The organism is Mediterraneibacter sp. 210702-DFI.5.30, assembly GCF_020560115.1.
GTDB classification, from domain to species: Bacteria; Bacillota; Clostridia; order Lachnospirales; family Lachnospiraceae; genus Mediterraneibacter; species Mediterraneibacter faecis.
In genome coordinates this window covers 161,925-175,550 of the sequence record NZ_JAJCME010000004.1, presented here as the reverse complement: position 1 = coordinate 175,550, position 13,626 = coordinate 161,925, and the positions used below count along the sequence as shown (strand labels likewise).

Sequence of the window (13,626 nt, the reverse complement as noted above, 5' to 3'; positions counted from 1 at the left end):
AATGAAAAAAAGAATGATGAAAATTTGTTATATGATGACTTTAGCTGCGGTACTCTGTACTTCTGGAACAACAGGTGTGAATGGAATCAAATCTGTATATGCAGCGGAAAATGAAGTACAGGAAAGATCAGCAACTACAAATGGGGTTTTAAATCTTAATAATGGACCGGCAAGTATTACGATCAAAGGAAATGACGGACAGAGCCTGAAAGGAAAAAGATTTCTGGTATATCAGTTGTTTCAGGCAGAAAATGCGAAAGGAATGGAATCCATTAATTACACATTTAATCCGGAATACAAGAAATTTGTTTGTTATATCGTGGGACAGCGGATTCATAAGGATGAGAGAAATGTAACAGAGTATGAGGTGATCGACTATATTCAGTCTTTGAATACGCATCAGACAGAAGGTGCGCAGACCGCTCAGGAAAAGGAAGGAGCATACAGTGAATATCGTGTTTTTGTAGAAGAATTAAGAACCCATCTACAGAGAAATGGAAAAACAGGTCAATCTGTTGAAGTGACAAGTACAAAAGCAGACAATTCATTTGAAATTAAGGGATTGCCGTATGGATATTATATTATTGATGAAGTGACAGAGGTAAAAGGAACGAATTCGGCGGCCTCTTTGTGTATGGTAAGTACAGCTAATCCGGAAATGAATCTCAACATAAAATCAGACTATCCGGTTGTGACAAAAAAGATCCGGGAAGATGATGATCAGGACAAAGTTGGAAATCAGGGATGGAATGATTTGGCTGATTTTGAAATCGGGCAGACTGTTCCGTATCGGTATGAGTCAAATATGCCTGATGTTAACGGATACAACACCTATTATTACGCATGGCATGATGTGATGAGTGAAGCACTTACTTTCAAAAAGGATTCTGTAGCCATCCGGATTTATGAAAGTTCAAATGCAAGAAATTATTATGAATTGAAAGAGGGTGAATTTGAAGTAAAGGAAGCTCCGGGAGGAGGAGATACGTTTCAGGTCATTGTTTCTGATATGAAAAAAATCATAGACAGAGAGTTTAATCGTAAAAATGAAGCAGGAGAAAATAAATATGGACAGAAAATAGTGCTTACCTATCAGGCAACATTGAATGAAAAGGCAGCGAAAAATACAGGACGTCCAGGATTTGAAAACGATGTTCGGCTGGAATTTTCAAATGATCCGGATTCAGCGGTGAGAGGAAGTACAGGATATACACCGTGGGATACAGTTGTTTGTTTCACTTATAAAATCAATGCATTGAAATCAAATAACCATGGACAAAGTCTGGAAAATGCCAGGTTCAGACTTTATTCTGACGCTGGATTAAAAAATGAAGTATATGTAAAACAGGGAGAAGGTGGGTACATTGTAATTAACCGGGACAGTCTTGGAGGAAACGACCATACAGGTGGAAAGCAGCCGGAAAATGCGGTGGAGATGAAATCCGGTCAGGATGGAACATTTGTGATCTATGGATTAGATAGTGGCACCTATTATCTGAAAGAAACAGAGGCACCGGCAGGATACCGTCTGCTGACAGAGCCGATTGTGGTAAATATAAAAGCAAGTTTTCCAAATGATAGAAACGCATATGTAAAAGGAGACGGAAAAACAGACAAAGGATTGAAAAAACTGGAGACATCTGCGCAGATCAAAGAATTTATTAACGGAAACTGGAAAGAATCAGAAGTCAGTCTGACAACAAATGAAGGCGAAGGATCTGCTAATCTGACAGTAATTAATACAGTTGGAAAAAAACTGCCGGTAACAGGTTCTTCAGCAGCGGTTATCTGTATTACAACCGGAAGTGTTCTTGTTCTTGCAGGAGCAATGAGAAGAAACAGAAAAAATGCAAAGGAAAAACAATAGATTACAGTCAGATCTTTTACTATGGATAGGAGTTATTTTGTGTAGTATACCTCTTTTGACTGGCTGGTATAGTCAGAAGAAAACACAAAATGTGTTGGCAACATATGAACAGGTTGTGGAACAGACAACAGGAGATGAAATTGAACAATTAAGGAATCAGGCTGATGAATATAATAAAAAGCTTTGGGCAGAATCGAAAGGAGTCAGGGAACAAAGCGAGTCTGAGCAGATGGAAGAGTATGAAGGTCTGTTAAATGCCGAAAAAATACAGACAGGAATGATGTGTGTACTGGAAATTCCGTCAATAGATCTCAGGCTTCCGGTTTATCATGGAACCAGCGAGGCAGTACTTAAGGAAGGTGTAGGGCATTTGATGGACAGTAGTCTTCCGATAGGGGGAGAAAATACGCATTGTGTGATGACGGGACACCGTGGTCTTGCAAGTGCGAGACTTTTCACTCGTCTGGATGAATTAAAGGAAGGCGATGAGTTCTTTCTGGAAGTACTGGGAGAAAAACTCGCATATAAAGTAGAAGAAATAAATGTAATCTTACCAGAAGAGGTAGAAAGTCTGGAAATCAGACCGGGAGAAGATCTGGTTTCGCTTGTCACATGTACCCCATATGGAATTAATACCCATCGGTTAGTGATTACTGGAAAGCGGGTTGTGTATGAAGAGAAAAAAGAAGAGGAAATCAAAAAGAAACGTCCGTCTGTCAGAGAAATGATCTTCACAATGATTCCAATTCTCTTTTTGGTATATGTTGTGATTGAAAGAATAAAAAGAAAGCGAGAAAAAAGAAATTGTGAGGGAAAGAGAAAAAGAAACAGAAACCAGAAAAGGAAATGTAAGCACTACAGGAGAAAGAAACGTAAAAGAAAGAAAAGCAGGAGACAAAAAAGAAAGATGCAAAAGACGGCAAAATGGAAAAATCAAATGCGGAATTCTTCTTCTTTTGATATGTTTTCTGGTGGTAGCAGTAAAGAACCCGGCGTTTGCAGAAACAGAAACAGGAAATATAGAAATCTGTATTGAAGATACCGGAGAACAAATTAAGAGAGAAGGTGTTACATTCCAGTATTCCAAAGTGTCATCTCTTGTTGATGGTGCTTACGAGATGGAGAAAAGATATGAAGATAAAGGCGTGGATCTCAATGAGGTAAGGTATGCCAGAGAACAGGAAGAGCTGGCGCGGACTTTGAGTAAATATCATTATAGTGATGGATTGTGCAGGACGGATTGTGATGGAAAAGCAACCCTTACGAATCTGAGGGCAGGAGTTTATCTGATCTATGTTGAAGATGAATCAGAATACGAGGTTCAGCCGGTTCTTGTCCAGCTGCCAAAATGGGAAGAGGACAAAGGGGCAATGAACTGGAATGTCAGGGTATGTCCAAAACAAACGATAAGGGAAGAGGCTGCAAAGACCGGAGATTCACAACAGGCAGGTGCATGGGCAATGCTTTGTCTTGGGGCAGGGATATTAATTCTTCTGCTTGCAGTGAAAAAAGATTAACCGCAGAAAGTTAGAGGTTTATTTGCCACTTTACATTTATACAGAATTGTGCTAGGATAAAAAAGGTTGTTAGCTGTACGAAATTAAATTTTCCTACTAACAACCGAGATGCGTCTGTAGCTCAGTGGATAGAGCGATGCCCTCCGGAGGCATGTGCGGCGGTTCGACTCCGCTCAGACGCTATAGGATAAAAAAAGTCCTGTTATTTCAGCGCATTCAGATGGCTGATAATAACAGGATTTTTTCATATAGTTTTTTATTCACAATCTGCAAGGATGTGGTCTTTCATTTCAGGATCAAACCGGTTGTTTCTTAGCATTTCAATCTCATACTTATAAGGGGCATAAGATTTCTTTGCTTTTGTTACAGAAGGAATATAAGGAGTCTCAAGGATCTTCGGTACAGATTCGAAATCCGGGTGATGGACAATTGTAGAAATTGCATTAAAACCGATTTCTCCAAAGCCAATATTTTCATGCCGGTCTTTCGCGGCTCCTGGAATATTTTTACTGTCATTGATGTGGAAGACTGCAATCTGATCTTTTCCAAGCAGACGGTCAAAAGACTCCATAACATCATCAAAATGATGGATGATATCATATCCGCTGTCGCTTGTATGACAAGTGTCAAAGCAGACTCTCAATTTATCATTCTGGACAACTCCATCATAAATCCGGGCAAGTTCTTCAAAATTCCGTCCGATTTCTGATCCCTTTCCGGCCATTGTTTCAAGGGCAATACAGCAGTCAGTCTCAGCAGTGAGAACTTCATTGAGTCCTTTGATGATCTGTGCAGTTCCGATTTCGACACCGGCACCTACATGAGCACCCGGATGAAGGATCAGAGTATGGCTTCTGCAGGCAATCGTGCGGTCGATTTCTTTTGCCAGAAATTCTACGGCAAGAGAGAACGTTTCTGGTTTTACTGAATTACCGAGGTTGATGATATAAGGTGCATGAACGACAATTTCATCAATTCCGTGTTCTTTCATATATTCCCATGCTGGTTCGATATTCAATTCACTGATTTCTTTTCGGCGGGTATTCTGTGGGGCTCCGGTATAAAACATAAATGTATTGGCACCGTAAGAAACGGCTTCTTTCGCAGAACCAAGAAGCATTTCTTTTCCACTCATGCCAACGTGTGAACCTAATTTTAACATTGTTGGGTATCCTTTCTGTCTGATGTTACATCATACAGGTAACAGTATGTGTAAAGTTTTGGTTACATTATAAGTATTCGATATTTTTATGTCAATCAGTTTTGCGACTGGTTTCATTATCTTTGCACTTAATCTCTGTTAATCTCTGTTTACAGTATGTTAATCTCCGTTTACAGTAACGCTTGCTGTTCTGTTGGATACATGATAGAATAAATAGTGGCTGTTTGTCTCCAGAAAAGTTGGGAGGCAGAAAAGACAAACGAAAAGTAAAGAGGAGTGTGAAACTTTGAAGACATTACTGGAAATGATCACAATAGAAATGAAAGAAGCGTTCAAAGCAGCAGGATATGATGAAGAGCTTGCAAGAGTTACGCTTTCCAACCGCCCGGATCTCTGTGAATATCAGTGTAATGGTGCAATGGTAGGTGCGAAGAAATATAAGAAGGCTCCAATCATGATTGCGAATGCAGTTGTGGAAGAACTTGCAGATAGCAAGTATTTTGCATCAGCAGAAGCGGTGAATCCGGGATTTATCAACCTGAAGCTGGCACCGGAAGTTGTTGCAGAGTATTTGAATGAGATGGCAGCAGATGAGAATCTTGGTGTTGAAAAAGAAAAGAATCCGAAAAAAGTTATTATTGATTACGGCGGACCGAACGTGGCAAAACCGTTGCATGTCGGACATCTTCGTTCTGCGATTATCGGAGAGAGCATTAAACGTATTATCCGTTTTAAAGGAAATGATGTAACAGGAGATATCCATCTGGGAGACTGGGGATATCAGATGGGCCTGATCATCACAGAGCTGAAAAAACGTAAACCGGAACTCCCGTATTTTGATGAGAGTTTTGAAGGAGAATATCCGGAAGAAGCACCATTTACGATCAGTGAACTGGAAGAGATTTATCCTACAGCAAGTGCTTATGCAAAAGAGCACGACGATTATAGAGAAGAAGCACTTCATGCAACTTATCTGTTACAGAATGGATATAAAGGATATCGTGCAATCTGGAAACATATCATGAATGTGTCTGTAACTGACTTGAAGAAGAATTACGAGCGACTGAGTGTAGATTTTGATCTCTGGAAAGGTGAAGCAGATGCCCAGGCATATATTCCGGATATGGTTGAGATGCTCAAGGAGAAAGGATTCGCACATTATGATGAGGGTGCGCTTGTAGTAGACGTTGCAGAAGAGACAGATAAAAAAGAGATTCCTCCGTGTATGATTCTGAAATCTGACGGAGCTGCGCTGTATGATACAACAGATCTTGCTACACTGGTAGAACGTGAGAAACTGTATGATCCAGATCAGGTGATCTATGTTGTTGATAAGCGTCAGGAACTGCATTTTGTGCAGGTATTCCGTTGTGCGAAGAAGACAGGAATTGTAAAACCGGAGACAGAACTTACATTCCTTGGATTTGGTACAATGAACGGAAAAGATGGTAAGCCGTTTAAGACAAGAGAAGGCGGTGTTATGCGTCTTGAGAATCTAATCCGTGAGATTGATGAAGAGATGTATAAGAAGATCATGGACAACCGTACAGTAGAGGAAGAAGATGCAAGACGTACAGCAGAAGAAGTTGGACTTGCAGCAATCAAGTACGGAGATCTTTCTAACCAGGCTTCTAAAGATTATATCTTTGATGTTGACAGATTTACTTCCTTTGAGGGAAATACAGGACCGTATATTCTTTATACAATCGTTAGAATTAAGTCTATTCTCAAGAAATATGCTGAGAATGGAGGAGTTCTTGACGGAACGATCAGACCGGCTGAGAATGATGCAGAGAAGTCTCTGATGCTTCAGGTAGTGAAATTCAATGAAGTGATCGATAATGTATATAAAGAGACAGCTCCTCATAAGTTGTGTGCATATATCTATGATCTTGCGAACGACTTTAATAAGTTCTATCATGAGACAAAGATTCTTGCAGAAGAAGACGAAGAGAAGAAGAAAGGTTATCTTGCACTTCTTACACTTGCGAAAAAAGTACTTGAGACCTGCATTGACCTTCTTGGATTTACAGCTCCGGAAAGGATGTAATACGAATTATGACAGAAAATGGATTGATGGATGGTACAAGAACAGAAAAACTGTTTTACAATGACAGCCATCTTTCAAAATTTACTGCAATGGTTCTGGAATGTGAGCCGTATGAGAAAAAGGAAGGATGCTATGCGGTAGAACTTGACCGTACAGCATTCTTTCCGGAAGGCGGCGGACAGTATGCAGATACAGGAAAACTGAAGGCTGCGAAGGTATCTGATGTTCGGGAAAAGAATGGAAGAATTCTGCATATTACAGATCAGCCGTTTGAAGCAGGAGAGATTGTTGAAGGCGAGATCGACTGGGAGACCAGATTTATGAAGATGCAGCAGCACACCGGAGAGCATATTGTTTCCGGAATCGTGCATGCAAGATACGGTTTTAACAATGTCGGATTTCATCTTGGAACAGAAGATTGTACGATGGATTTCGATGGAGAGATATCAAAAGAAGCACTGCAGGAGATTGAACTTGAAGCAAATCGTGCAGTGTGGAAGAATCTGACAATAGAAGTGTCCTATCCATCCAAAGAAGAGCTGGAAGAACTGGATTACCGCAGTAAGATTGAGATTGAGGGACAGGTTCGTATCGTATCGGTTCCGGGATATGATATCTGTGCGTGCTGTGCGCCGCATGTTGAACGCACAGGAGAGATCGGTATGATCAAGCTTGTTAATATGCAGCGATACAAAGGCGGCGTTCGTGTGACAATGCTCTGTGGAAGCCGTGCACTTACAGATTATGAGAAGAAGCAGGAACAGAACAGGAAAATTTCAGCGTTGCTCTGTGCGAAAGAATATGATACAGCAGAGGCAGTGGGACACTTGAAAGAAGAGCTGGATTCTTTGAAACGGACACTGGTGGAGAAAGAACGCCAGCTTGTACACGTCTGGGCGCAGTCTGTTCCGGAAGAAGAAAAAACGGTCTGTATGTTTTCGGAGGATATCAGTGCGGATGCCATGCGTCAGTATGTGAATGAAGTGCTTGGAAAAGAAAGAATTCTTTGTGCTGTGTTTTATGGAAATGATGCAGCGGGATACCGTTATGTGATCGGAAGCAGAACCCAGGATCTTCGTGCATTTTCCAAAATGTTAAATGCTGCATTCGAAGGACGGGGAGGCGGAAAGCCGGAGATGGTTCAGGGAACTGTAAAAGGTGAAGCCGGAAAGATCAGAGAGTGGATTCAGAAGATAGCGGAGGAATTGTCTTATGAAAAATGATCCGAGACGCTCCTTCTGGAGAGCTGCCGGTCCTTTACTTGGATTCTGGGGAATCCAGCTGGTGATGGAATTTGTGATTGAGTTTATAATCATTCTTCCTTTTATGGGGGAAGCATCTTCCAGGATGACACAAAGTGGAGAAGTTCTTAATTATCAGGAAATGATGAATAAGTACTATGAAGTGTTAAGTCCTGCGTTTGATAAAATCATAGGAGGTCAGATTGCGATTGCAGGGATTGCTACAGCAGCAACGTTGTTTCTGACAGTTACATTGTTTGTTATCGATCGAAAGAAAGAGCAGATTGCAGGGATACAGCGGATGGGGGTTCAAAAGCCACTGAAGAATTACTGGTCACTTTTTGTGATGGGAGTGATCGGAAGTATTGGTGCTACATGTCTGTCCGCTATGGCACAGGCCGTTTTGGTTGATCCGGAGTATATCCAGACCGCACAGAATATGTATTCAGCAGATTTTGTGGTCCAGATTATTGTATTTGGATTTGTAATTCCGATTGCAGAGGAATTTATGTTCCGCGGAGTGCTCTATCAGAGGTACCGGGAGACCAGAGGATTTTATTATGCGGCAATCTGGTCAGCACTGTTTTTCTCAGTCACACATACCAACACGGTACAGATGATTTACACTTTCCTCCTAGGAATTCTTCTGTGCTATATTTATGAGAAATTTGGTTCAATGAAAGCTCCGATTATGCTTCACGTTGTTTTGAATCTGGGCTCTTTGATCTTTACAGATATCGGAGTATTTAAATGGCTTGCCAGAGAACCGTTTAAAATGGCAGTGGCAGTGATCATCAGCACATTTATCTGTGCAGCTTGTTTTGTGTGGATTCAGAGAAGCGGGGATCCGGTGAGTACTCAGAAAACAGAAGAATAGTGAAAAAATACGAATGAAATAAATTGTACTAATAAAAATACAATCTTAAATTGTGCGCGATGAGGTGCGAAACCTTGTCGCGCATTTTCTTTTTAATCCAGTATTTTATTAAATAAAATCAAAGAAAAACAGAAATCTTAATAATTAATATTATTTTTATAAGAAAATCAAAATAATCTGACTATTAAAAGAAAAATAATAAAAAATCAAATAATCAGACAATTTACAAGAGTTTCCCTATTTACAGCCTAGGTAAAAGGGTGTATATTCTAGAAAAAGTTTTACACGACGTGAGAAAGAAATGATTGAATGCGCCGGACAAAGAAGATTTTAAAGTAAACTTTAGATTACAGGAAGAAAGGATAGCGACTATGAGGAAAGAAATGGAAAGTCAGAATCGTGGTCTTTACCGCGAAAGTTTTGAACATGATAACTGTGGTATTGGTGCAATTGTCAATATCAAAGGCAAAAAGACACATAGTACAGTGGCAGGAGCCTTGAGTATTGTAGAACAACTTGAGCACAGAGCCGGAAAAGATGCAGAAGGAAAGACAGGAGATGGCGTGGGTATTCTGACACAGATTCCTCATGGATTTTTCAAAAAAGTCTGTCAGCCACTTGGGATCAAGCTGAAAGATGAAAGAGATTACGGTGTAGGTATGTTCTTTCTTCCGCAGGATGAATTAAAACGCAATCAGGCGAAAAAGATTTTCGAGGTTATTGTAAAAAAAGAAGGATTGAAGTTCTTGGGCTGGAGAGAAGTTCCGATTCATCCGGACATTCTTGGAAAGACAGCAGTAGATTGCATGCCATGTATTATGCAGGCATTTATTGAACGTCCTGCAAAATACGAGAAAGGAATCGACTTTGACCGTCGACTGTATGTAGTCAGAAGAATCTTCGAACAGAGCAGTGATGATACTTATGTTGTTTCACTTTCCAGCAGAACAATCGTTTACAAAGGAATGTTCCTTGTAGGACAGCTGAGACTTTTCTTTGAAGATCTGCAGGATGAAGAATTTATTTCTGCAATTGCAATGGTACATTCAAGATTCAGTACGAACACAGCACCGAGCTGGCAGAGAGCGCATCCGAACCGCTTTATGGTCCACAACGGAGAGATCAATACGATCCGTGGTAATGCAGATAAGATGCGTGCCCGTGAGGAAACGATGGAGGCAGGATGTCTGAAAGGCGAACTTCACAAAGTACTTCCAGCAATCAATACTTCAGGTTCTGACTCCGCAATGCTTGACAACGCATTAGAATTCATGGTGATGAGTGGAATGGATCTTCCGCTTGCAGTTATGATCTGTATTCCGGAACCATGGATCAACAATAAAGAGATGTCCCAGAACAAGAAAGATTTCTATCAGTATTATGCAACAATGATGGAGCCATGGGATGGACCGGCGTCAATCTTGTTCTCAGATGGAGATGTTATGGGAGCCGTACTTGACCGTAACGGACTTCGCCCTTCCAGATATTACATTACAGATGATGACAATCTGATTCTTTCTTCAGAGGTTGGAGTTCTGGATATTGATCCATCCAAGATCGTGATGAAAGAAAGACTTCATCCAGGCAAAATGCTTCTTGTTGATACTGTTGCAGGACGCGTGATCGATGATGAGGAATTAAAAGAAAAATATGCAAATCAGTTCCCATATGGAGAATGGCTGGACAGTAATTTGATTCAGCTGAAGGATTTGAAAATCCCGAATAAGGATGTGCCAAAGTATACTGCCGAAGAGTGTACACAGCTTCAGAAAGCATTTGGCTATTCTTATGAAGACGTGAAAACTTCTATTCTGACAATGGCAAAGAACGGTGCCGAAGGAACTGCAGCGATGGGAATGGATGCACCGATTTCAGTCCTTTCGCAGAAACGTCAGCCACTGTTCGGATATTTTAAACAGTTGTTTGCACAGGTAACAAACCCACCGATCGATGCAATCCGTGAGGAAGTTGTAACATCTACAACAATTTATGTCGGAACAGACGGTAACCTTCTGGAGCAGAAGGAAGAGAACTGTAAGATGCTCAGAGTCAATAACCCGATCCTGACCAATACAGATCTTCTGAAAATTAAAAATATGAAAGTGGATGGATTCAAAGTTGCAGAGATTCCGATCACTTATTATAAAAACACAAGTCTTGAGAAGGCAATCGAGTATCTGTTTATTGAAGTTGACCGTGTGATCCGTGAGGGTGCTAATATTTTGATTCTGACAGACCGTGAGGTAGACGAATATCACGTTGCAATCCCGTCACTTCTGGCAGTATCCGGACTGCAGCAGCATCTGGTACGTACAAAGAAGAGAACCTCAGTCGCGATGATTCTGGAAAGTGGAGAGCCTAGAGAGGTTCATCATTTTGCAACACTGCTTGGATATGGAGCATGTGCGATTAATCCATATCTTGCGCATGAGTCGATCCGTCAGCTGATTGAGTCTAATCTGCTTCACAAAGATTATTATGCAGCAGTAGATGATTATAACTCAGCAGTAATTCATGGAATTATTAAGATTGCATCCAAGATGGGAATTTCAACGATCCAGTCCTATCAGGGAGCAAAGATCTTCGAGGCAATTGGTCTCAAGACAGATTTTATTAACCGCTATTTTACAGATACAGTCAGCCGTGTTGGTGGTATCGGTATTGAAGAAATTGCAGAAGATTACACAGCATTCCATACAGAAGCATTTGATCCGCTTGGACTGCAGGTTGATACGACACTGGACAGTGTTGGAAAACATAAATATAAAAGTGGCGGAGAAGAACATCTCTATAATCCACAGACAATCCATATGCTTCAGCAGTCCACAAGACGTGGTGATTATGAAATGTTCAAGCAGTATACAGAGATGGTTGATGAGGAAGGCAAGAAGATCAATCTGAGAGGTCAGCTTGATTTCAATTTCCCGAAGAAGAGTGTACCGCTTGATGAAGTAGAAAGCGTAGATTCAATCGTAACAAGATTCAAGACAGGTGCGATGTCCTATGGATCTATTTCAAAAGAAGCACATGAGACAATGGCGATCGCCATGAATATGCTTCATGGTAAATCAAACTCCGGTGAAGGTGGAGAGGATATTGAACGTCTTGACACAAACAGATGCTCTGCAATCAAGCAGGTTGCTTCCGGCCGATTCGGAGTTACATCCAGATATCTGGTCAGTGCACAGGAAATCCAGATCAAGATGGCGCAGGGAGCAAAACCAGGAGAAGGAGGACATCTTCCGGGTGGAAAGGTATATCCATGGATCGCGAAGACTCGTCATTCAACACCTGGTGTGAGCCTAATCTCACCACCGCCACATCATGATATCTATTCAATTGAGGATCTTGCACAGCTGATCTATGACTGTAAAAATGCAAATAAAAATGCAAGAATTTCTGTGAAACTGGTATCAGAAGCAGGTGTAGGAACAGTCGCTGCTGGTGTTGCAAAAGCAGGAGCCGGAGTTATCCTGATCTCAGGATATGACGGAGGAACAGGAGCAGCACCGAGAAGCTCGATTCAGAATGCAGGACTTCCGTGGGAGCTTGGACTTGCAGAAACTCATCAGACATTGATTCAGAATGGTCTGCGTGAGCGTGTCCGTATTGAGACAGATGGTAAGCTCATGAGTGGCCGTGATGTTGCGATTGCAGCAATCCTTGGAGCAGAAGAGTTTGGATTTGCAACAGCTCCGCTTGTAACAATGGGATGTGTTATGATGCGCGTCTGCAACCTGGATACTTGTCCTGTTGGTGTTGCAACTCAGAATCCGGAGCTTAGAAAACGTTTCAGCGGAAAACCGGAATATGTTGTCAACTTTATGCGTTTTATTGCAGAAGAACTAAGAGAATATATGGCAAAACTTGGTGTCCGCACAGTGGATGAACTGGTAGGACGTACAGATCTTCTGAAAGTAAAAGACGTTCCGACATCAGAGCGTGCTGCAACACTGGATCTGTCACAGATTCTGTACAATCCATATGCGAAAGAGAAGAAAGGTGTTATCTTTAATCCAAAGAAAGTCTATGATTTTGAACTTAACAAGACATTGGATGAAAAAGTACTATTGAAACAGCTTCTTCCAGCCCTTGAAAGAGGAGAAAAGAGAGGACTTGAAGTAGATGTTACAAATACAGACCGTACTTTCGGAACAATTTTCGGATCTGAGATCACAAGAAGATATCCGGAAGGACTGGAAGAAGACAGCTATGTGATCCAGTGTAAAGGTGCAGGCGGTCAGAGCTTTGGAGCATTTATCCCAAGAGGACTGACACTGGAACTGACAGGAGACAGTAATGACTATTTTGGAAAAGGACTTTCCGGTGGAAAACTGGTTGTTTGCCAGCCGAAAGGTGTGAAATTTAAATCAGATGAGAACATTATCATCGGAAATGTTGCTCTTTACGGAGCTACAAGTGGTAAAGTATTTGTAGGAGGTGTTGCCGGAGAACGTTTTGCGGTAAGAAACTCTGGTGCACGCGCAGTTGTAGAAGGTGTCGGAGATCACGGATGTGAATATATGACAGGTGGATGTGTTGTTGTACTTGGACAGGTTGGAAAGAACTTTGCAGCCGGAATGAGCGGCGGTATTGCCTATGTAATCGATCTCGATAACAGCCTGTATCGTAAAGTAAATAAAGCAATGGTCAACATTGAACGTGTCACAGATAAGTATGATGTACAGGAATTAAAAGGAATGATCCAGGAGCATGTTGCTTATACAAACTCTGAGGTAGGTAAGAAGATTCTTGATAATTTCAAAGAATATCTGCCAAAATTCAAGAAGATCATTCCGGAAGACTATGAGAGAATGATGTCCACGATCATCCAGATGGAAGAAAAAGGACTTAGTAGAGAAAAAGCAAAAATCGAAGCATTTAATATGATCAAGAACGGAAGATAGGAGGC

8 protein-coding genes and 1 tRNA gene are annotated in these 13,626 nt (G+C 41.2%); 8 read left to right on the top strand and 1 reads right to left on the bottom strand.

From position 1 onward, the window contains the following. The first annotated feature begins 1 nt into the window (after position 1). The 4 genes from LI126_RS06020 to LI126_RS06005 all read left to right on the top strand — a co-directional run bounded on the left by LI126_RS06020 (position 2) and on the right by LI126_RS06005 (position 3,566). Positions 2–1,867 carry an isopeptide-forming domain-containing fimbrial protein gene (locus tag LI126_RS06020; RefSeq protein WP_226900899.1) on the top strand — a complete coding sequence of 622 codons (1,866 nt, stop codon included), beginning with the start codon at positions 2–4 and terminating at the stop codon, positions 1,865–1,867. Further along, the gene (locus LI126_RS06015; protein ID WP_081016814.1) at positions 1,848–2,903 is read left to right on the top strand and encodes a class C sortase; all 1,056 of its coding nucleotides are present in this window, start codon (positions 1,848–1,850) and stop codon (positions 2,901–2,903) included. Before LI126_RS06020 ends, LI126_RS06015 begins: the two co-directional genes overlap by 20 nt. Next, the gene (locus LI126_RS06010; RefSeq protein ID WP_227165029.1) at positions 2,839–3,384 is read left to right on the top strand and encodes a hypothetical protein; all 546 of its coding nucleotides are present in this window, start codon (positions 2,839–2,841) and stop codon (positions 3,382–3,384) included. Before LI126_RS06015 ends, LI126_RS06010 begins: the two co-directional genes overlap by 65 nt. A gap of 110 nt (positions 3,385–3,494) precedes the next feature. Beyond that, positions 3,495–3,566: transfer RNA gene (locus LI126_RS06005), tRNA-Arg, on the top strand. Positions 3,567–3,640: 74 nt separating this feature from the next. Here LI126_RS06005 and LI126_RS06000 read toward each other — a convergent pair. Then, a complete protein-coding gene (locus LI126_RS06000) occupies positions 3,641–4,546 on the bottom strand; it encodes a deoxyribonuclease IV (protein WP_055144877.1) in 906 nt (301 codons plus the stop codon). 286 nt (positions 4,547–4,832) lie between these two features. Between LI126_RS06000 and argS the strand changes: the two genes are divergently transcribed. From argS to gltB, 4 genes are all read left to right on the top strand, one after another. Beyond that, positions 4,833–6,596 carry an arginine--tRNA ligase gene (gene argS, locus LI126_RS05995; RefSeq protein WP_227165028.1) on the top strand — a complete coding sequence of 588 codons (1,764 nt, stop codon included), beginning with the start codon at positions 4,833–4,835 and terminating at the stop codon, positions 6,594–6,596. Between the two features lie 8 nt (positions 6,597–6,604). Beyond that, entirely contained in the window at positions 6,605–7,819 is a 1,215-nt protein-coding gene (locus LI126_RS05990) for an alanyl-tRNA editing protein (RefSeq protein ID WP_117497954.1), read from the top strand. After that, positions 7,809–8,714 carry a CPBP family intramembrane glutamic endopeptidase gene (locus LI126_RS05985; RefSeq protein WP_055144871.1) on the top strand — a complete coding sequence of 302 codons (906 nt, stop codon included), beginning with the start codon at positions 7,809–7,811 and terminating at the stop codon, positions 8,712–8,714. Before LI126_RS05990 ends, LI126_RS05985 begins: the two co-directional genes overlap by 11 nt. Positions 8,715–9,085: 371 nt before the next feature. Continuing rightward, the gene (gene gltB / locus LI126_RS05980) at positions 9,086–13,621 is read left to right on the top strand and encodes a glutamate synthase large subunit (protein WP_227155891.1); all 4,536 of its coding nucleotides are present in this window, start codon (positions 9,086–9,088) and stop codon (positions 13,619–13,621) included. Positions 13,622–13,626 lie beyond the last annotated feature (5 nt).